Genomic DNA, 18759 nt, shown 5'->3' with positions numbered 1-18759 from the left:
CAAGTAGCCATATTCCGTGGTGACGTGCGGATCGTCATGCCCGAAGACCCAACGCCCGGTCGTCTCGTGGCGGCGTGACACGTTCCATGATTGGCCGGGCCTGGGGGAGCCGAGTGCAGGTTCCGCCCAGGCCCGGCGATGGTCAGACCTTGGTCCAGCGCTGGTTGGCGGCGCCGGTGCAGGTCGAGAGCTGGAGCTTGGTGCCGTTGGTGGTGGCGCCTGCGGTGACGTCCAGGCACAGGCCGGACGGCACGCCCTGGATGCTGCCGTCCGCCTTGAAGGTCCATTGCTGGTTGGCGGAACCGCTGCAGGTGTAGATGATCACCTTGGTACCGGGTGTGGTTCCGCCGCCGCTGGCGTCCAGGCACTTGCCCAGGACGGTCAGGGTGTTGCCGGCGCCGGGTGTCCACTTCTGGTTCGCACCCCCACCGCAGTCCCAGATGTCGATCTGGGTGCCGTTGGTGGTGCTGGCGCCCGGGTCGTCCATGCAGCGGTTGGAGGCGGCGCTGACCAGGCTGCCGGTGGTTGTCAGGCCGATCGACACGGAGCCGAGGGTGCGGGGCTGGGTGGCGGGGGTGCCGGTCACCGGGGTCACCGTGCGTCCGCCGACCGGGTCGGAGACCTGCTGGACGAGGTAGGAGTGGCCGTTCACGGCGGGGATGGCGATCTGGGAGGCGGTGGTCGAGGTGACCACGACGGTGCTCTCGTCGTCGCCGTCGACGACCTGGATCTGCTGGCCGGGCCAGGGGTTGCGGACGGCGATGGTGCCGGTGGAGCCGGCGTTGATGCCGACGGTGGTCACCGTTCCGCCGCGGACCTGGACGGAGACCTTGCTGCCGCCCTGGATGCACACCGTGCCGTCCGCGTCCCAGCCCGACGGCAGGGCGGGGGCGATGCGCACCAGGCCGTCGTAGTCCTGCACCAGCGCCTCGCCCAGCGCCGCGGCGACCACACCCTGCTGCTCACCGTAGGGTTCGTTGCCCACGAAAGTCGCCAGGCCCGAGGGGAGTGTCTGGTACTTCTTGGTGAGCCCGATGAGGGTGTTGGCGACGTCGCTGCCCAGTCCGAGGCGGGCGGCCTGGATGGGGTCGTTGCTCCAGTCGTTCTCCTGCTTGTTGGGGCGGTTGGTGAAGGTGCGCTTCGCCAGGTCGGTCAGGCTTCCGGAGTCGCCGATCAGGTTGTACGGCCAGACCGGCTCAAGGCCGATGTTCTCGCTGTTGTGCTTGGTCGCCGACGGGTCGTAGGACGGCGCGAGCATGTTGGCGCCGGCGGCGTCGTCGGCGGCGGAGAGCAGCTGGCTCTTGGTCGCGATGTCGGTGCGGGCGAAGGGGCGGATCTTGGGGATCGCGGCGTTGAGCTGCGTGACGAGATCGGCGTCACGGCCCAGTGCCTGCGCGGCCTGGACGGTCACCGGGAACAGGGCCTGCATGGCGGCGATGTCGGTGGTGGGGTCGTGGACGTCCCACTGCGTCTCGTGCGCGTTGGAGGGGAAGGTGTGCAGGAAACCGTCGGCGCCGGTGGTGGAGTAGGCCAGCAGGAAGCGGGCGGCCTCCGCCATCAGCGGGTAGTTGGCGGACAGGAACGACTGGTCACCGGTCATCTTGTACTGCTGCCACACCCACAGGCCGACCTCGGCGCCGGTGCTGATGGTGCGGGCGTTCCAGGTGGCGCTGGTCGCGGAGTCGCAGTTCAGCGCGGCGTAGTTGCTTCCGTTCTCGTAGCCGACGCCGTTGAAACGCATCGTCTCCGGGACGCAGATGCCCGCACGGTTGCCCATGTGGGCCTTGGTCCAGTCCTGGATGTTGGTCAGGTTGTCACGGTAGAGGCGGAAGTAGGGGGCGTTGAGGTCGAAGGCGCCGGCGGAGAGGTTCGCCTGGACCTGCATGCGGGTGTTCCAGTGCCACCAGGCGCCCGGGTCCCACCTGTGGCTGTCCTGGTAGGCGGAGAACAGGTCGGCGATGCCGGCCTGCGAGCCGGGGTAGGTGTCGCGGCTCTGCGCGGCGGCGCCGTACAGGTCGAGGACGCGAAGGTTCTCCATGTAGTCGGCGCTGCCGTCGGAGGACGAGAGCTTGATCAGACCGACTCTGCCCCAGAAGGAGTGCCACCAGGACAGGTGGGACGCTTTGAGAGTGGAGGAGGCGGTGGTCGCGTCGCTGCCGAGCAGGGTCGTGGCGGTGGCCTGGGCGTCGCCGCCGGTCCAGTGCGGGGCGGCGGCGACGACCCGGAAACTGCCGTCGGCGTTGGGCGTGAACGAGACCTTGACGGTCTTGGAGTCGACGACGCTCGCGCTGACGCCCTGCCCGCCGGCGGTGATAGCGCCGAGCGAGCCGAACGTGTCCCCGGTCGCCCCGCTCTGGGTGTTGTCCACCCAGGTCTCGCCGAGGGTGGCGATCTTCCCGGAGGCCAGCGCCTGCGGGGAGCGGCCCGACCACAGGGCCAGCTGCGCGGTCTGCGCGGAGCCCGGATCGGCACCGGTGACATCGACGACCAGCTCGTCCTTGTCCGCGCGGGTGTAGATGGTGGCGGTCATGCCGCCCCCGGACTCGACCAGTGTGCCGTCGTAGAGGTCGAGGTGGGCGGTGAAGTCCGGGGCGCTGGTGAGTGCGGACAGCCCCGGTATGGTCAGCCAGCCCGGTGACTTGCGCTGCGGAAAGGTGTCGGAGCGGTTGAGCTGGGCGGTGAACCCACCCGCCGCCCACACCGCGGCGCCCAGCGTTCCGTTGCCGAGCGGCATGAACTGCGACTGGACCGTGTTGGGCCTGACCAGGACCACGTTCGAGCGGCGGACCAGGTTCGGGGTGTCGACCTGGAACGCCCCTGACTGCCAGGCGGTCGTCGCCGTCGCCGCTTGGGCGGAGGGGGCGGGGGTTGAAAGAGAGAGTGCCGCGGTCAGCGCGAGGCCGAGGGAGGCGCCCAGTGCTGCCGTTCTTCGGTAGCCGTACATATGCGTGATCACTTCCTTGTGAAGCACGACCCGAGTGCGGAGCGCTCGGTAGGGGGACTGGAGGGGGTGGGAGTCAGTGGCGATCCGGGCGCGGACCGGGGGGTAACGGAGCCCGAACCAACCGTGAGCCAATGTCCTGCGGAGGGTTGCCGACGCACCGGCGCGTGAGGCTGCAGGGGAACAGCGGCATTGATGCTCCTCGAGGAGGTGTCCCCGAATCGAAAGCTCCGATGATTCAGGTTCATTCTTCGGGTGGCTCGCATGGAGTCGCCGGGGGAGCGGCTCGGATGCGTCAACGTAACTGGAAGTTTTCACAATCGGTCCCTTGAATACCCGCGGATGGCAGTCCGTCGTGAGATGATTCATCGGACGTCTTGTGCTCAGGGGAGCGTACGGTCGGATCGCGCTCAGGACAAGAGAATGGGTGCGGCTCTTCTCGAGGGTTCCTGATCGGGCGGTGAAGCCGCCGCCGGCGAGGCTTGCGACGTTGATGCCGTTCACCGAGGTGGCGGCCGCCTTCATCAGCGGTTGGAGTCTCCTCGGATATATCGGGCCCTAATTAGTTGTGCACGACTTAATCGCTCGCTACTCTTCTTGCTGTGCCACCGCTTCCGACCGGGACTACCGTCAGGAGTGTTCCGCGGCACCCGCACCGAGGAGGTCGCCATGACCGACACCAACGCTCGTCCCGTTCTCGAACCCGCCGCCCAGTCCTTCGCCGAGGCCACCGCGAACCCGCCGTACCTCTTCGACCTCGGTCCGGTCGAGGGTCGCAAGACCGTCGACGAGGTCCAGTCCGGTGACATCGCCAAGCCGGACGTCGACGAGGAGTGGGTCACCGTTTCCGGGGGGCCGACCGGCCGGGTCCGCGCCCGCGTCGTCCGCCCCGCCGGAGCCGCCGGCACTCTCCCTGTGATCCTCTACATCCATGGCGCGGGCTGGGTCTTCGGGAACGCGCACACTCACGACCGCCTGGTGCGTGAACTCGCCGTCGGCGTGGGCGCGGCCGTGGTCTTCCCCGAGTACGACCTCTCGCCCGAGGCCCGCTACCCGGTCGCCATCGAGCAGAACTACGCCGTCGCCCGCTGGATCGTCACCGAGGGTGCGGCCAAGGGCCTCGACGCCACCCGTATCGCCGTCGCCGGAGACTCGGTCGGCGGCAACATGAGCGCCGCGCTCACGCTCATGGCCAAGGAGCGGGGTGACGTCCCACTGGTGCAGCAGGTGCTGTTCTACCCGGTCACCGACGCGGCTTTCGACACGCCCTCCTACGGCCAGTTCGCCGAGGGCTACTTCCTGCGTCGCGACGCCATGCAGTGGTTCTGGGACCAGTACACGGCCGACGAGAAGCAGCGCGACGAGATCACCGCGAGCCCCCTGCGCGCCTCCGTCGAGCAGCTGCGTGATCTGCCCCCGGCCCTCGTGATCACTGCCGAGGCCGACGTCCTGCGCGACGAGGGCGAGGCCTACGCCAACAAGCTCCGCCAGGCAGGCGTGCCCGTCACCGCGGTCCGCTACCAGGGGATCATCCACGACTTCGTGATGCTCGACGCTCTGCGCGAGACTCACGCCGCCGAAGCCGCCATCAACCAGGCGATCAGCACTCTGCGCACGGCCCTGCACGCCGACTGACCCGTCTCGGCCCGGGCTCCGGTTCACTAGTGAATCGGTGCCCGACGAGCGTCATCTCTGGTCACGCGACGAGCGTGAGTGCGGCGGTGGGTGTTGTAGCGGGCAGCCGGGCGAAGACGTCCTGTGGCAGTCGTCGAGAGTCCCCTCGCGACCGCGTAGCGACCCGGCTCAATCCGCGCGGTGTGGGGGCCATGCCGGGGCAGCGGTGCCGACGCGACTGGCGCTGCCGGCCTCGGCAGCCCGGGCCGACTGGGCCACGGGCCATTGCTCGATCGTCGTGTCACTCACCTGGCGACTTGCTGGTCGACAGATCCGCGTTGATCGGTCACTGCCCTTTCTCGGCCGTGGTCGTCGACCAGTTCGTCTCGCTGTGGGCGATCCGCCAGTAAGCGATGGCGACGGCGGTGCGTTGGCGCCCGCCGGGCTTCGTCACCGTGTATCCGAGCCGGGCCGCGAGCCAGGCCAGGCGTTCCTGGAGGGTCGAGTGGTGGAGGTGGAGGCCGGTCGCGGCTTGCCGCAGGCTGGCGTGGTCGAGCACCGCCTGGAGGGTGTCGATCACCCAGGGGCGGGTGGCGCGTATGTGGTCCAGGTGGAGTACGTCGGTGATGGCGGCCGCCTCCTGCGGCGTGGTCCGCTCGGCCAGGACGGCGAGGGCGCCGAGGTCGTCGTATGCCAGCTGGGAGGGGCCGGGGCCGTTTGCCCGGTCGGTCAGCCGGAGTGCGAGACGGGCCTGTTCCAGAGTGGTCGGCAGGTGGGCCGGGTCCTGGGCGATCGCGGTCCCGGCTCGCAGGTCCGGTGGCAGGTCCGGTGTTCCGCGGACCAGGGCGACCATGTGCCGGCCGATCCGTGTCGAGTGGGGTGGCAGCGGTCCGGGGGAGGCGATGACGGTGACGGGGCCGGTGAGTCCCAGCCGTTTGGCGGCGTCGGAGCGGTCGCTTGCGGAGGCGTCGGGGTCGCAGGCGATCCGCACCGCGGCGTCGGCGGAACGGTCGGCGGAGTGTCCCGTGAGTGTGTGGATCGCTTTGGCCGCGCGTTCGAGGACGAGCGCGTCCAGTGGCCGCGCCTCGCCGGTGCGCTCCAGCCAGATCCAGGAGCCCGGCCGGCCCGGGACTGCGGTCTGTGCCCAGGAACGGCTCTGCGTTTCGGGCAGGGGGTGCCCGGTGGGATCGTGCCGACGTGTGATGCCCCGGCCGGCGTCGTGCAGACCGGCGGGGCAGCCCGCCAGGGCAGCCACCGCCCGGACCACGGCCGCGAGGGTGGCCCGTTCCTCGACGAGGCCGTCGAAATGGTCGATGACGCGCAGCGCACCGGCCGTGGCGTCGTCGGCCACGTCGAGTCTGCCGATGAGTTCACGCAAGGGAGCCTCCAGGGCCGTGCTCGAACCGTTCACTCCTCGTCGCGGAACACCTCCGCCGAGCCGGTGCCGATGTAGGTGTTTCGCTTCGGCGAGAAGCAGGACGGGCCGGTCGAGGACGCCTGACCGGGCAGCCCGGGGCGGCCGCCGCATGCTCCAGCACCACGGCGAAGCCCGGCCCTCCTCCAGGGGGGCCGCCGGTCGACTGGGAGGGCGTCAGTTCGAGAGGCCCCCGGCATCCAGGACGTCGGCCCACCCGGGCCGCGCAACCAGTTCTGGAGGGCCAAGGGCACGGGCATCATCGGAGAACCGCGGGGGCGTACCTCATGGCCTCAGGGTCATGAGGTACGCCCCCGCGTTCCGTCGCCCGCCCTTCGCTACTGGCCAAAGGCGGGGCCGGCCTCTGCCATGTCGAAATAGTCGCGCCATTCAGTGATGAGGCCGTCGTTGACCTCGAAGACGCCCATGACCCTGATCACGATCACGCGTTCCCCTGATTGCAGGGTGTCGACGCGCTCGTTCATGACCACGTTGCCGGAGGCGACCTGGTACTTGACGTCCCAGTGGATTCGGTCGAACTGCTTGAAGCCGTCCACGCAGGCGTCGTGGATGGCGGCGCGGCCGAGGATGGGCTCCACGGGGATGTTGTGGTAGCGGGCGTCTTCGGCGAAGTGCTTGCTGACGGCCTCAGGATCGCGGCTGGGGTCGTTCCAGCTGTCGGCGAGGGAACGTACGACTGCGTCAGGACTCATCATCGTGTGGCTCGCTTTCATGGCACGGGTGATCGGGTCTCCGGCCGGGTCTCCGGATCGAAGAACGTTTGGTTGAGCGCGCTGGGGATCGAGGACGGACGCACCGGGACGCGACCTTCAGTCCGTGGTCGGTTGGCGCCTCGTGCCCCGGCCTCTCCTCACGCCGATGGAACGCGCGGAAGACACGCCGACCTGGTCATGCGGGGCGCGTACCGCGTCTGCTGCGAGCTCCACCGTACAGAAACTTGAACTGCGTGTAAATATGAACGGAGTCCAGCTCTGTATGATCGATGCGGGAGGATGAGCCATGAGCCTGCGTGAACGGAAGAAGCTGGCAGCCTGGCGCGCCATCCGGAACGCCGCACTGCGGCTTTTCGAGGAGCGCGGGTTCGAAGCCGTCAGTGTCGAGGAGATCGCCGCCGCCGCGGGCGTCTCCCGCAGCACCTTCTTCAATTACTTCGCCAGCAAGGACGCCGTCGTCTTCGACCAGGACCCCGAGCAGCGGGAGCAGTGGCGCGCGATCATGGCCGCCCGGCCCGACGACGAGCCCTTGTGGGACTCACTGACGGCGATCCTGGTCGGATTCAACGAACTCCTCAGCGACCGCGTCCCGCTGCAACGGCGACTGAAGGACCGCTCCCCCGCCCTCGCGCAGTCGAGTTGGGACGTCGTGGGCGAGCAGTTCCTCACCGACCTGCGCGAATGGACGGCGTCGCGCACCTCGGAAGGCGACGCCATGACCGTGGCTCTCAAGCTGAACCTGGCATTCGCCGCGCAGAGCACCGCTTACGAGACGTGGGGTACGGACGAGTCCTTCGACGAGTACCTGCGACGGTTGAAGTACTGCCTGCACGCTGCGGCCCCCATGGGACCGCCGGAGCAGACATCCGGCTCATGACTCTCCGGCCGGGACAGGTCGGCCCCTGGGGCCCGACCGAGCCCTCTTGTGAGGCCGAGAGCGGTCAGGGGTCCGGAAGGCGGCCGTGATCAGGCGCCGCGCAGTGCCGTCTCCAGGCGGCGGCCCCAGCGCAGGGCCGCCGCCACGCAGGCGTCCGTCTTCGGTTCCAGGCGCCGTCGCGGTCCGACGACCTGGACGGCGGCGACGACCTCGTCGGTGAAGTCGCGGACCGGCACGGCGACCGAGTAGAGGCCCGGCTCGGCCTCCTCGTCGACGATCGAGTAGCCCCGCTGCCGGGTCACCTCCAGCCGGCGCAGGAAGTCGTCCAGTCCGGTGGGGGTGTTGGGGCCGTGGGGTGCGAACGCGGTGCGTGCGAAGACCGCGGCGACCTCGTCGTCGTCGGCGTCGCTCAGCAGCGCCTGACCGCAGTCGCTGCAGTAGGCCGGGTAGGGGCGGCCGATCCACGAGCCGAGCTGCCGGCTGCCCGGCGGCACCCGTTCGGCGACGGTCACGGTGGTGTCGCCGACCAGGACGCCCAGGTAGCAGCTCTCGCCGGTCTCGGTGGCCATGCCCTCCAGCGCCGTGAGTCCGTCGGTGCGCAGACGGTGGGCGGTGAGGTCGCGTGCCGCCGCGTACAGGCGCCAGTGCGGGGTGACGCCGCCGGAGACGTCGTCGCGGGTGACGAACTCCTCCGCGGTCATCGCCGTGACGGTGCGGGAGAGCTGGCTGCGGTCGCGGCCCATCCGCCGGGCCAGTTCCGCGACGGACGCGGCGGAGCCGTGGCGTAGGCCCCGCGCCGTTTCCCGGGCGAGTGCCGACAGCGCCTCCAGGCCCTTCACCACGGTCGAGTCCACGTGCGCACTGTACCTCCGGCCTCCGTCGCGATCATGAACGTGCAGCATCTGCATCTTGCCGTGCATTTAATGCACGCCTAGCATCCTTGCATCAGCCGCCGCCGACAACGAGGGACGCATACGCATGGCTATGACGACGATCACTCCGGAAGCCGCCGGACCGGACCGGGGGGCCGCGCGGGGTGACGCCCGGGGCGCCGTCCGGCGCCGTACGGTCCGGACGATCAAGGTCTACTGGCCGGTGGGGGCGGCGACGCTGGCCGCGTGCGCGGGGGGCGACCTCGATGTGCTGCGTTCCGACGAGTCCTTCGCCTCGCTGCTACGGGTCCTGGAGACCTCGCCCGAACTGGGGGACTTCGGGGTCTACGGCGATGTCTTCGAGGTCGCCCTCGGCGCGGAGGGGTTCACCGTGCGGCCCGGCGCCCGGCCCGCCCTCGGCTCGGTCGGTGGCCGCTTCCTCTCCTCGACCCTGGCCGTGACCACGCACATCGACGCCACGGCGGACGACGACGAGGTGGCGAGGATCCTCGCCCGCCTCATCGACGCCCACCCCTGGGAGATCCCGGTGATCGAGCTCTCCGCCCCCCTGGACCTCGTCACCCCGGCCTGACCGGCCCCCCGGCGACCCGCCGCTCACGGCCTGACCGCGCCCGGCCTCCGGCCCACCGCCGCTTCACCGCCCGACCGGCCCCTGCTCCACCCCACCCCTGCTCCACCCCACCCCTGCTCCACCCCACCCCTGCTCCACCCCACCCCTGCTCCACCCGGGGCTCCACCCCGAGCCCCGCCCGCCTCCGCGCACCCACCCACCGCGCGCACCCCCGCACCCCGACCCCCGCCGAAAGTGGCCCCACCCCTCAGCCATGACCTGCAGATCCCCCCCCACACCCGCACCCCGCCCCCGCTCCGCAGAGGAGACCGTCATGTCTGTCTCAGCCTCCGCCTCAGCCGTACCGGAGAACCCCCCGGCCGCCGACTCCGCTCCCCAGCCGCCCTCCGACGGTCTGCGCCGCACCATGCGCTCCCGGCATCTCGTGATGATCGCGATGGGCGGTGTGATCGGCTCCGGGCTCTTCCTCAGCTCCGGATTCACCGTCTCCCAGGCCGGCCCCCTGGGCGCCGTCCTCGCCTACCTCGTGGGCGCCTTCGTCGTCTGGCTGGTGATGGCCTGCCTCGGGGAACTCGCCGTGGCCTACCCTGTCTCCGGCGCCTTCCACATCTACGCCTCCCGCTCGATCGGCCCCGCCACCGGCTTCACCACCGCCTGGCTGTACTGGCTGACCTGGGCCGTCGCCCTCGGCTCCGAGTTCACGGCGTGCGGGCTGCTGATGCAGCGCTGGTTCCCCTCCGTCGGCGTCTGGGTGTGGTGCGTGGTCTTCGCCGCCGTCGTCTTCGCGGTGAACGCCTTCTCGGCCCGCGTCTTCGGCGAGACCGAGTACTGGTTCTCCCTGGTCAAGGTGGTCGCCGTGGTCGCCCTCATCGTGCTCGGCGGCGCGGCCCTGCTCGGCTTCCACCCGCTGGCCTCGGGCGGCTCCCACCCCTTCCTCCTGCAGAACTTCGACACCCCGGACGGCCTGTTCCCCAACGGCTTCTCCGGCGTCCTCGTCACCGTGCTGGCCGCCTTCTACGCCTTCTCCGGCTCCGAACTGATCGGCGTCGCCGCCGGGGAGACCGAGGACCCGGCCACCGCCGTCCCCAAGGCGCTGCGGGTAACCGTCGTCCGGCTGCTGGTCTTCTTCGTCGGCGCCATCACGGTGATCGCCGCGACCATCCCGTACGACACGGTCGGACTGGACGAGAGCCCGTTCGTCACCGTCTTCGCCTCCGTCGGCATCCCCTACGCCGCGGACGTCATGAACTTCGTGATCATCACGGCGCTGCTGTCCGCCGGCAACAGCGGTCTGTACTCCTGCGCCCGGATGCTGTTCTCCCTCGCCGAGGAGAAGCAGGCCCCGCAGGCACTGCGCGGGCTCAGCCGGCGCGGCATCCCGCTCATCGCCCTGTCGCTCAGCATGCTCGGCGGTCTGGCCTCCCTGGTGAGCAGTGTGACGGCGCCCGAGACGGTCTACCTGGTCCTGGTGTCGATCGCCGGGTTCGCCGCGGTCGGGGTGTGGATGTCCATCGCCGCCTCCCAGCTGATGCACCGGCGGGCGTTCCTGCGCGGCGGCGGCGATCCGCGGACCCTCGCCTACCGCACCCCGTTCCACCCGGTCGTCCCGCTCCTCGCCCTCACCCTGTGCGTGGCCTCGCTCATCGGCATCGCACTGGACCCGGCCCAGGCCACGGCGCTGTACTTCGGCGTCCCGTTCGTGGCGGGCTGCTACCTCTACCACTGGCTGCGCTTCGGCCGGCACCGCACGTCCGGGGCCACCGCGTGAAGCCGCCCACCTGTCTGCTCCTCGACCTCGACGGCACCCTGCTGGACTCCGCCCCCGGTGTGATCGCCGGCGCGGCCCGCGCCCTGCGGTCCGTCGGGGCCCCGGTCCCCGACGCGACCGCCCTGCGTGCCTTCGTCGGCCCGCCGATGTACGACAGCTTCCGGCACGTGGTCGGCCTCGACGAGCCCACCGCACGGGCCGCCCTCGTCGCCTACCGCGCCGAGTACGCCCGCCACGGAGCGTCGGCCGCGGCCCCGTACGACGGGATCCGCGAGCTGCTCGACGCCCTGGCCCGGCGTGGACTGCCGATGGGGGTCGCGACCTCCAAGGTCGAGGACCAGGCCGAGCTCATGACCCGCCGCTTCGGTCTCGCGCCCCGGCTGCCGGCCGTCTGCGGGGTCTCCGACGCGGCCGGCCGTACGACGAAACGGCAGGTGATCCGCGCGTGCCTGGCCCGGCTGCGGGCGCGCGGCGCGGACGTCCGCCGGCCGCTCATGGTCGGCGACCGCGCCTACGACATCGAGAGCGCCGCCGCCGAGGGGATCCCCGCCGTGCATGTGCGGTGGGGGTACGGAGGCCCGGCGGAGTCGGCCGGCGCGGTCGCCTCCGTCACCGCACCGGCCCAACTGACCGACCTGCTGGACACCGCGGACGAGGAAGCCGCCGAGAGAGAGGACGTACCGTCATGACCTTCACCACCACCGAGCCGCCGCTGTGGGCCCTGCACCGGGACCTGATCGCGAAGACGGTCCGCACCGACCTCACCCACGCCTTCCACCCGGGCCAGCCGCACTTCCCCGCCTTCCCGGACGAGAAGCGCGAGATGCCCTTCGACATGTCCCGCGGCGACGGCTTCAACGTGCACCTGTACACGATCGTCGGCCAGTGGGGCACCCACGTCGACCCGCCCGTGCACTTCGTGGCCGGGGCGCGCCCGCTCGACGAGATACCGGTCGACGAGATGATCCTGCCCCTGGTCGTCCTCGACATCAGTGAGCGGGTCGCCGCCGACCCCGACGCCGTACCCACCCTGGACGACGTGGCGGCCTGGGAGGCCCGCAACGGGCGGATCCCGGAAGGGGCGTTCGTGGCGCTGCGCACCGGCTGGGGCCTGCGCTGGCCCGACCCGGCGGCGATGGCCAACAAGGACGAGGCGGGCGTCAGCCACTACCCCGGCTGGTCGGCCGAGGTCCTGCGGTACCTCTTCGAGGAGGCCGGGATCACCGCGATCGGCCATGAGCAGACCGACACCGACCCCGGACTCGCCACCTCCGCAGGCGACTTCAGTCTGGAGAGCTATGTCCTGGAGCGGGACCGCTGGCAGATCGAGCTGATGGCCCACCTCGACCGGGTGCCCGAGGCCGGCGCGCTCATCGTCGCCACCTGGCCCAAGCCGCAGGGCGGTTCGGGCTTCCCGGCCCGGGTCTTCGCACTGCACCACCAGGACTGAACCGCCCCGGACCGGCACACCGCAGCCCCGGCGGCCACCTCGGCCGCCGGGGCTTCCCGTCCGTCAGGGGACAGGCCGTCAGGGGACATCCCGTCAGGAGACAGCACCGTGGACACCATCGACGAGCAGATCATCAGCGAACTCACCCGCAACGCCCGGATCTCCCACGCCGAACTCGGCCAGCGGATCCGGCTGTCCCGCAACGCCGTGCGTCAGCGCGTCGAGCGCCTCGAACGGCAGGGGCACATCTGCGGCTACACGATCGTCCGCCCGTCGGACGGGCCGGACCGGACGACGGTGACCGCGCACGTCCTGGTGTACCGCCAGGACCGGATGCGCGGCGGAGACGTCCTCGCCGCGCTCCGGCGCATCCCCGAGGTGGTCTCCTGCGACGTCCTCAGCGGTCAGTTCGACCTGCTGGTCACCGTGGAGGCCGCCTCCCTGGAACGCGTACAGGGCATCTGGGAGCAGATCGCCCAGATGCCCGGTGTACGGGACACGGTGACGGCGCTGGCGCTGTCCCGCGTGGTCAGCCGGCGGCGGCCATGAGCGCCCGCGCGGTCGCGGGGTCGAGCAGCCCGCGCCGGCCGCAGGGCCGTCGGACAGGTGTCGTTGGTGGACTGGCAGCGGTTGACGTCGTCGAGCGGGTCCAGGTGCTCGTACTGCCCGCGCGCCCGGCCGAGGTGCTCCAGCGCGAGGTTGGCGATCACCTCGTTGGCGTTCATGTTGGTGCTGGTGCCCGCGCCGCCCTGGACGACGTCCACCGGGAACTGCTCGTGATGCCTGCCGTCCGCGACGGCCCGGCAGGCCGCCGCGATGGCGTCGGCCTTGTGCGGCGCGAGGACACCGAGCTCGGCGTTGGCCAGGGCCGCCGCGTGCTTCACCTGCGCCAGGGCGCGGACGAGAGCGGGGTGGGCGGCGACGGGCACCCCGATGACCCGGAAGTTCTCCAGGGCGCGCGCGGTGTGCGCGCCCCAGTACGCCTGGGCGGGGACGCGCACCTCCCCCGAGCGCGTCCCGCTCGACCCGGAACCCGCTCATCCCCCGGCCCCGTTGAGGCAGACGACCTTCGGCTGGGTCATCTCCTCGTAGGCGAAGCGCACGCCCTCGCGGCCCATGCTGCCGTACTTGAACCCGCCGAACGGCATCGCGTCGAAGCGGTAGTCGGAGGAGTCGTTGATCATCACGCCCCCGGCCTCCAGCCGCCGTGCCGCCGCCATGGCCCGGTCCAGGGAGGAGGTGAAGATCCCGGCGTGCAGACCGAAGTCGATCTCGTTGGCCCGCTCGATCGCCTCCTCGAAGGAGTCGACGGCCTGGAGCACCACCACGGGCGCGAACGCCTCCTCCCGCCAGACGGCCGCCGTGCCCGGCACGTCCTCCAGCACGGTCGGCGCGTACAGGGCACCGTCCCGCCAGTGCCCGCACAGCAGCCGGGCCCCGTCGGCGAGCGCCGCGGCGACCACGGCCTCGGCGGCGGCCGCCGCCCGCTCGCTGATCAGGGGCCCGACATCGGTGCGCTCGTCCGCCGGGTCCCCGGCGCGCAACCGCCGGGTCCGTGCCACGAAGGCGTCCCGGAAGGCCTCGTACACGCCCCGCTCGACCAGGATCCGCTGGGTGCCGATGCAGTTCTGCCCGGCCGCCCAGAACGCGCCGGACACACACGCCTGCACGGCCGCGTCCACGTCCGCGTCGGCCAGCACGACGACGGGCGCGTTTCCGCCCAGGTCCATGGCGAGCTTCTTGAGTCCCGCCGAGCGCGCGATGGCCTCACCGGTGCGGAAGCCGCCGGTGAAGGACACCATGCGCACGTCCGGCGCGGCGACCAGGGCCGCGCCCAGCTCGGCGCCGCCGTTGACGACGGTCACCACCTCCTTTGGCAGCCCGGCCTCCACCAGCGTGTCGACGAGCCTGAGCGCCGACAGCGGGGTGAGCAGGGACGGTTTGAGCACGACCGCGTTGCCGCCCGCGATCGCCGGGCCCAGCTTGTGCGCGACCAGGTTCAGCGGGTCGTTGTACGGCGTGACGGCCACGACGATCCCGAGCGGCTCCCGGGTGAACCACCCCGTGCGGCCCTCCGACCCGGCGTAGGCGTCGAACGGCACGACCTCACCGGCGTTGCGGCGGGCCTCGGCCGCCGACAGCCGCAGGGTGTTGACCGCGCGCGCGGTCTCCTTGCGGGCCTGGACGAGGGTCTTGCCGGCCTCGGAGACGATCAGCCGCGCGAAGGACTCGGCGCGCTCCTCGATCAGCCGGGCCGCGCCGTCGAGCACGGCGGCCCGGGCGGCGCGGGACAGCGCGCGGGCCGTCGTCCGGCCGGCGCGGGCCCGCCGCAGGACCTCGTCCACGGCGTCGGCGGGGGTGAGGCAGACCGAGCCGATGGTCTCGCCGGTGTACGGGCTGCGGACGGGGGACATGCCCTCGCCGGCCGGCGGCGGGGAGGTGAGCGCGGGGGTCTCGACCACGGTCTCAGCCACGGCGGGCCTCCTGGAGGATCGCGGTGCCGGCGCTGGTCCGGTCGTGGATGCCGATGACGTCCGACAGCAGGGCGTACGCCGTCTCGGTACGGCCGGCGCCGGGCCCGCCGATCGTGACGGTGCCCAGCAGGTCGGTGTGGAAGGCGAGGGCGTTGGTGGGACCGGAGACCCCGGCCAGCGGGTGCTCGGCGGGCAGCGCGACCGGCGCGACCCGGGCGGTGACGCCGCCGTCGGCGTGCCGCTCGGCGGAACCGACCAGCTTCCAGCGCAGTCCCTCGGCGGCGGCCCGCCGTACGTCCTCGGCGGTGAGGGCGGAGATGCCGGTGCAGGGCACGTCCACGCGCCGCAGGTCGGCGCCGAGCACCTCGTTCGCGAGGATCATGACCTTGAGCTGGACGTCGTACCCCTCGACGTCGGCCGTCGGGTCGGCCTCGGCGTAGCCCAGGGCTTGGGCCTCGGCGACGGCGTCCGCGAAGGAGAGACCGGACTCCAGGCGGCCGAGGACGTAGTTGGAGGTGCCGTTCATGATGCCCTCGAAGCCGTGCACGGCGAGACCGCCGAACATCCGGCGCGCGGTGCGCAGGACCGGTGTCCCCGACATCACCGTCCCCTCGAACTCGAAGGACACCCCGGCCTGCCGGGCGAGCTCCTTCAGGGCCGGGCCGTGCAGGGCGACGGGGCCCTTGTTGGTGGTGCACACGTGTTTGCCGGCCTCGATCGCCCAGCGCACATGGGACAGGGCGGGCTCGCCGTCCGTGGGGTTGGTGAACGTGGCCTCCGCGACGATGTCGGCTGGCACCTCACGGATCACCCACGCGTTGCGCGGCTCCGGGCTGCCTCCGGCCATGCCGGAGAAGTCCAGCTCGCCCGGGGCGACGGCGAGCAGCGGGGCCAGCGCGATGCCGTCCCCGTCGGTCCTCACCAGCGATCCGGCGCGCAGGTCGGTGATGGCCACCACCCGCAGGGCGAAGCCGAGTCCGGCCTCCAGGGCGTCCCCGCGCGCGGCGATCAGCTCGGCGAGCGCGCGGTTCACCCCGCCGAATCCGATGAGCGCGATGTCGTAGCGGGTCATCGAGAGCCTCCCTCTCCTTCGTGCGTCCGCCGGCCTCGGACCGGCCGGCGGGAACACGTTCAGCGTCGGGCCGCGGGAGGTCGGTGCGGCCCTGTCGATCCGGCGGAGAGGACTGCCGATGCGCTCGGGCGCCGGGCGTTCGTCCTGCGAGGGGCGCTCCTTTCGCCCGGAGCGGGACGCTTATAGTGCCGAGGTGACGACGAACGGCCCCGCGCCCGGTCGGCCGGCGGGCCCGACCACGGCCTCCTCCCTGCGCCTGGCCCTGCGGATGGTGAGCACGGTGCTGGACCGGGAGACGTCGGGCCGGAGCGGCTTCAACGTCAGCCGGCTCGCCGACGAGGTGGGCGTCGAGCGCAGCAAGGCCTCCCGCACCACCCAGGACCTCTGCGACAAGGGTTTCCTGGAACGCCGTGAGGACGCGACGCTGCGGGCCGGAGAGTCCTTCTTCGCGGTGGCCGCGTCCCTGCACCCCGGGCTGCTCCGCCGCGGCCGTCCCGTCCTGCGCCGGATGGCGGTCGCGCACGGGGCCGGCGCCCGGCTCTCGGTCCGCGACGGGGTGCAGGTGCGGCTGCTGCGGTCCGAGTCCGCCGCGGGCGGCGCCCCGGACCGGCTCGGCCGCGCGAGTCTCGTCACGCCGTGCTGGTGCACCGGCGCCGGCCGGGCGCTCCTCCTCGACCACACCGTCGAGGAGCTCACCGCCCTCCTCGACGACTACGAACTGATCGGCGTCGGCGGCCCCAGCGCGGCCCGCTCGGTCGCCGAACTCGTCGCCGCCAACGACCGGGACCGACGGCGCGGGGTCGTCGCGGCCCACGGCGAGTTCGAGCACGGCGTCACCGAGTACGCCGTGCCCGTGCGGGACGCGGGCGGGCACATCCGGGCCGCGGTGTCGGTGGTCGGCCGACAGCAGGACCTGCTGCCGCAGGAGCGCGCGATCCACACCGATCTCCGGGCGGCGGCCGACACGCTGGCGCGCTCCCTCGACAACTCCTGAGCCCGCACGGCCTGTCCCGCGTCGCCCGTACGTCCCTCAGTCGCCGGGGATCGTACGGATGGCGGCGATGTCGAACTGCAGCCGCACCTTCTCGCTCACCATCGCGCCGCCCTCGGCCAGCCGCTGGTTGTACGTCAGACCCCACTCCGAGCGGTCGATGGTGGTGGTGCCGTCGAAACCGGCCCGCTCGTCGCCGAAGGCGTCGACGACATGGCCGAGGTAGGTCAGCTCCAGGTCGACGGGGCGGGTGGTGCCCTTGATGGTGAGGTCACCGGTCATGCGGTAGACGTCGGCGTCCGTCAGCCGTACCGCGGTACTCACGAAGCGCATCCGCGGATGGGCCGCGGCGTCCAGGAAGTCCCGCCCGGTCAGATGGGCGTCGCGCTGCTCCACGCCGGTCTCGACGGACGCCGTGGACAGGACGATCTCCGCCCGTGAGCGGGCCGGGTCACGGCCGTCGAACCACAGACGGCTGCGGTACTCGGTGAAGGCGCCGCGCACGGTCGTCACCAGGGCGTGGCGGACCGAGAAACCGATCCGGCTGTGCGCCGGGTCGATCATCCACTCGCCGGTCAGCGCGGCCAGCCCCCGGTCGGGGGCGGGCCCGCCGCCGTGGGCGAAGTGCGATGACCGGTGGGGGAGTTGGGGTGTGGGGGGTGCCGAGCGGCGCCGGGACGCAGCACGGGTGAACAGGTTCATGCTGCACGTGCTTACGGCACGGTGAAGAGGGTCGCAAGGGTGCTGCCTCATTGCTCCGTAATGCGCGGCATAGCTTCAGAAAACGCTTACACGACCGCCACGACTTCCCCGCTCAGCGGCCGATCAGCTCGTCGATCCGGGACTGCGGCAGCGCCTCGACCGGGTAGGTGTCGTCGGGCGCGCCGGGGTCGGCGTACCGGGCGAGGACGTCGTCGGTGATCTCGGGCAGCGGGACGTCGACGACCGGGGGCACCTTGACCCCTTCCCGCTGGGCGACGGCCGCCTCCAGGGCGATCACCGAGAGGTAGTCGGGCTGGGCCGTGGCCAGGGCGGAGAATCCCGCCGTCCGCTCGCTGCGCCATAGCTTCAGGAAGCCGTTGTAGTTCTCACCGGTGACCGGGACGAGCTTCCCGCCCGTCTCGACCAGCGTCCGCAGCACGGCCGCCGACAGGGTTCCGCCCGGTGAGAAGACGCCCCGGACGTCCGGGTGCCTCGCGTACGCCGAGGCGAAGGCCCGGGCGGCGGGCTCCACGGAGTTCGCGCTGTGCACGGTGTCGACGACCTTGATGCCCGGATACTGCTCGAAGACGGCGGCGGCCCCCGCCCACCGCTCGTCGCGGCTCTCGGCGCCGGCCGGCCCGGCCATGGCGATGATGTCGCCCGTGCCGCCGAGCGCGTCCACCAGCCAGCCGGCCAGCAGCGCGCCCCAGGCCCGCCGGTCGGTGCCGACCTTGACGACCGCGGGAGTGGTCGGCAGCGAGTCGAAGGCGACCACGGTGACCCCGGAGGCGACGGCCTCCTCCAGCGCCGGGTCGAGCGCGGTCGGCGAACCGGCGTCGACCAGGATCACGTCGTACGTCTGCCGCACCATGGCGCGGATCTGCGCGATCTGGAGCGCGGTGTCGCCGCCCGCGTCGAAGGCCCGGAACGAACCCACCGTGCCGGCCGACCTCAGGCGGCCGACGTCCCCCTGAAGCGTCGTCAGCGTCTGCCGCATCCACGCGGTCGTCAGGGTGCTCGTCGACCAGCCGACCTTCAGGTTCCTCGCCCGCGCGGGCGAGGCGCTCACGCCCTCGGCGCCGGTGTCGGGCCGGGCGGTGCACGCGGAGAGCGCGACCAGCGCGCACAGGGAGGCGGCGACCGCCACCGCACCGCGTACCGAACGTGAGTTCATCGAACGTCCCTCTCATTCCTCGGAAGGAGACAGCATTTCTCGCTTTGCCAGTTCTTTACAACCTGGGTCCGTGCCGCCTCGTCT

The 18759-nt window shown here is 71.7% G+C and carries 16 protein-coding genes and 1 pseudogene; 8 read left to right on the top strand and 9 right to left on the bottom strand.

Features of this window, described 5'->3' with window-relative positions; genetic code table 11:
* Positions 1-142: 142 nt before the first annotated feature.
* Positions 143-2971, bottom strand: coding sequence for an RICIN domain-containing protein (locus OG852_RS15370; protein WP_330348262.1), 2829 nt, complete (start codon positions 2969-2971; stop codon positions 143-145).
* Positions 2972-3610: 639 nt separating this feature from the next.
* Between OG852_RS15370 and OG852_RS15365 the strand changes: the two genes are divergently transcribed.
* Positions 3611-4576, top strand: a complete 966-nt coding sequence (locus tag OG852_RS15365) for an alpha/beta hydrolase (protein ID WP_133917157.1) — start codon at positions 3611-3613, stop codon at positions 4574-4576.
* A 325-nt stretch (positions 4577-4901) separates the two neighbouring features.
* On the opposite strand, the gene OG852_RS15360 is transcribed toward OG852_RS15365, so the two are convergent.
* Together OG852_RS15360 and OG852_RS15355 are read right to left on the bottom strand one after the other, a co-directional pair.
* Entirely contained in the window at positions 4902-5933 is a 1032-nt protein-coding gene (locus OG852_RS15360; RefSeq protein ID WP_330348261.1) for a helix-turn-helix domain-containing protein, read from the bottom strand.
* Between the two features lie 374 nt (positions 5934-6307).
* Positions 6308-6682, bottom strand: coding sequence for a limonene-1,2-epoxide hydrolase family protein (locus OG852_RS15355; RefSeq protein ID WP_330348260.1), 375 nt, complete (start codon positions 6680-6682; stop codon positions 6308-6310).
* 307 nt (positions 6683-6989) lie between these two features.
* Here OG852_RS15355 and OG852_RS15350 point away from each other — a divergent pair, with 307 nt between their 5' ends.
* Positions 6990-7580, top strand: a complete 591-nt coding sequence (locus OG852_RS15350) for a TetR family transcriptional regulator (RefSeq protein ID WP_330348259.1) — start codon at positions 6990-6992, stop codon at positions 7578-7580.
* A gap of 89 nt (positions 7581-7669) precedes the next feature.
* On the opposite strand, the gene OG852_RS15345 is transcribed toward OG852_RS15350, so the two are convergent.
* Positions 7670-8434 carry an IclR family transcriptional regulator gene (locus OG852_RS15345; protein WP_330348258.1) on the bottom strand — a complete coding sequence of 255 codons (765 nt, stop codon included), beginning with the start codon at positions 8432-8434 and terminating at the stop codon, positions 7670-7672.
* Positions 8435-8558: 124 nt separating this feature from the next.
* On the opposite strand from OG852_RS15345, the gene OG852_RS15340 reads away from it, so the two are divergent.
* The 5 genes from OG852_RS15340 to OG852_RS15320 all read left to right on the top strand — a co-directional run bounded on the left by OG852_RS15340 (position 8559) and on the right by OG852_RS15320 (position 12811).
* The gene (locus OG852_RS15340) at positions 8559-9044 is read left to right on the top strand and encodes a hypothetical protein (protein WP_330348257.1); all 486 of its coding nucleotides are present in this window, start codon (positions 8559-8561) and stop codon (positions 9042-9044) included.
* A 313-nt stretch (positions 9045-9357) separates the two neighbouring features.
* Entirely contained in the window at positions 9358-10812 is a 1455-nt protein-coding gene (locus tag OG852_RS15335) for an amino acid permease (RefSeq protein WP_330348256.1), read from the top strand.
* Complete coding sequence (locus tag OG852_RS15330; RefSeq protein ID WP_330348255.1) at positions 10809-11501, top strand: HAD hydrolase-like protein; 693 nt, start codon at positions 10809-10811, stop codon at positions 11499-11501. The genes OG852_RS15335 and OG852_RS15330 overlap by 4 nt, the downstream gene beginning before the upstream one ends.
* Positions 11498-12262 carry a cyclase family protein gene (locus OG852_RS15325; protein WP_330348254.1) on the top strand — a complete coding sequence of 255 codons (765 nt, stop codon included), beginning with the start codon at positions 11498-11500 and terminating at the stop codon, positions 12260-12262. Before OG852_RS15330 ends, OG852_RS15325 begins: the two co-directional genes overlap by 4 nt.
* A gap of 108 nt (positions 12263-12370) precedes the next feature.
* The gene (locus OG852_RS15320) at positions 12371-12811 is read left to right on the top strand and encodes an Lrp/AsnC family transcriptional regulator (protein ID WP_330348253.1); all 441 of its coding nucleotides are present in this window, start codon (positions 12371-12373) and stop codon (positions 12809-12811) included.
* A 32-nt stretch (positions 12812-12843) separates the two neighbouring features.
* Here the strand turns inward: OG852_RS15320 and OG852_RS15315 are convergent.
* The 3 genes and pseudogenes from OG852_RS15315 to OG852_RS15305 form a co-directional block, all read right to left on the bottom strand.
* Positions 12844-13303 (bottom strand): annotated as a pseudogene (locus tag OG852_RS15315) (lyase family protein); the annotation flags it as partial.
* Positions 13300-14736, bottom strand: a complete 1437-nt coding sequence (locus OG852_RS15310; protein WP_330348252.1) for an aldehyde dehydrogenase family protein — start codon at positions 14734-14736, stop codon at positions 13300-13302. The gene OG852_RS15310 and the pseudogene OG852_RS15315, both read right to left, overlap by 4 nt.
* Positions 14729-15808, bottom strand: coding sequence for a homoserine dehydrogenase (locus tag OG852_RS15305; protein ID WP_330348251.1), 1080 nt, complete (start codon positions 15806-15808; stop codon positions 14729-14731). The genes OG852_RS15310 and OG852_RS15305 overlap by 8 nt, the downstream gene beginning before the upstream one ends.
* A gap of 193 nt (positions 15809-16001) precedes the next feature.
* Between OG852_RS15305 and OG852_RS15300 the strand changes: the two genes are divergently transcribed.
* Positions 16002-16802, top strand: coding sequence for an IclR family transcriptional regulator (locus tag OG852_RS15300; protein WP_330348250.1), 801 nt, complete (start codon positions 16002-16004; stop codon positions 16800-16802).
* Between the two features lie 36 nt (positions 16803-16838).
* On the opposite strand, the gene OG852_RS15295 is transcribed toward OG852_RS15300, so the two are convergent.
* Positions 16839-17501 (bottom strand): YceI family protein, encoded by a 663-nt coding sequence (locus OG852_RS15295; protein WP_330348249.1) that lies wholly within the window; start codon positions 17499-17501, stop codon positions 16839-16841.
* A 112-nt stretch (positions 17502-17613) separates the two neighbouring features.
* Entirely contained in the window at positions 17614-18675 is a 1062-nt protein-coding gene (locus OG852_RS15290) for a substrate-binding domain-containing protein (protein ID WP_330348248.1), read from the bottom strand.
* Positions 18676-18759: the final 84 nt, after the last annotated feature.

The organism is Streptomyces sp. NBC_00582, from assembly GCF_036345155.1.
Lineage (GTDB): Bacteria > Actinomycetota > Actinomycetes > Streptomycetales > Streptomycetaceae > Streptomyces.
The sequence above is the reverse complement of the archived record's forward strand: the minus strand, read 5'-3'. Positions and strand labels throughout refer to the sequence as shown.

Coding starts and splice junctions, on each gene's coding strand:
- OG852_RS15365 (WP_133917157.1), top strand. CDS start 3,611: ATGACCGACACCAACGCTCGTCCCGTTCTCGAACCCGCCGCCCAGTCC.
- OG852_RS15355 (WP_330348260.1), bottom strand. CDS start 6,682: ATGAGTCCTGACGCAGTCGTACGTTCCCTCGCCGACAGCTGGAACGAC.
- OG852_RS15350 (WP_330348259.1), top strand. CDS start 6,990: ATGAGCCTGCGTGAACGGAAGAAGCTGGCAGCCTGGCGCGCCATCCGG.
- OG852_RS15340 (WP_330348257.1), top strand. CDS start 8,559: ATGGCTATGACGACGATCACTCCGGAAGCCGCCGGACCGGACCGGGGG.
- OG852_RS15335 (WP_330348256.1), top strand. CDS start 9,358: ATGTCTGTCTCAGCCTCCGCCTCAGCCGTACCGGAGAACCCCCCGGCC.
- OG852_RS15325 (WP_330348254.1), top strand. CDS start 11,498: ATGACCTTCACCACCACCGAGCCGCCGCTGTGGGCCCTGCACCGGGAC.
- OG852_RS15305 (WP_330348251.1), bottom strand. CDS start 15,808: ATGACCCGCTACGACATCGCGCTCATCGGATTCGGCGGGGTGAACCGC.
- OG852_RS15295 (WP_330348249.1), bottom strand. CDS start 17,501: ATGAACCTGTTCACCCGTGCTGCGTCCCGGCGCCGCTCGGCACCCCCC.
- OG852_RS15290 (WP_330348248.1), bottom strand. CDS start 18,675: ATGAACTCACGTTCGGTACGCGGTGCGGTGGCGGTCGCCGCCTCCCTG.